At 57.7% G+C, this 388-nt stretch carries 3 tRNA genes; all 3 read right to left on the reverse strand.

The annotated features are described in order from the left end of the window. Window positions 1-35: 35 nt before the first annotated feature. Window positions 36-111: transfer RNA gene (locus ACNFCH_RS25855), tRNA-Glu, on the reverse strand. Between the two features lie 43 nt (window positions 112-154). Next, a tRNA-Ala gene (locus ACNFCH_RS25860) sits at window positions 155-230 on the reverse strand. A gap of 69 nt (window positions 231-299) precedes the next feature. Continuing rightward, a tRNA-Glu gene (locus ACNFCH_RS25865) sits at window positions 300-375 on the reverse strand. Window positions 376-388: the final 13 nt, after the last annotated feature.

A 388-nucleotide genomic window follows, 5' to 3' on the forward strand; every position in this document is an offset into this window, starting at 1 on the left:
TGAGCCTTTAAAGTCCCGCAAAACGCGGGTAAAAGTGGCGTCCCCTAGGGGACTCGAACCCCTGTTACCGCCGTGAAAGGGCGGTGTCCTAGGCCACTAGACGAAGGGGACGTGAACCTTCGTGCAGATCCGCTTACACGGACCTTGGCAGAATTGGTGGAGCTAAGCGGGATCGAACCGCTGACCTCCTGCATGCCATGCAGGCGCTCTCCCAGCTGAGCTATAGCCCCAAGGTAAAACAAAAGGCCCATCCAAACATGCGAATGAGCCTTTCAACTCCCGCAAAACGCGGGTAAAAGTGGCGTCCCCTAGGGGACTCGAACCCCTGTTACCGCCGTGAAAGGGCGGTGTCCTAGGCCACTAGACGAAGGGGACAACAACCTTCGTG

The sequence above is a fragment of the Pseudomonas sp. NY15354 genome (genome assembly GCF_048068075.1).
Taxonomy (GTDB): Bacteria; Pseudomonadota; Gammaproteobacteria; order Pseudomonadales; family Pseudomonadaceae; genus Aquipseudomonas; species Aquipseudomonas guariconensis_C.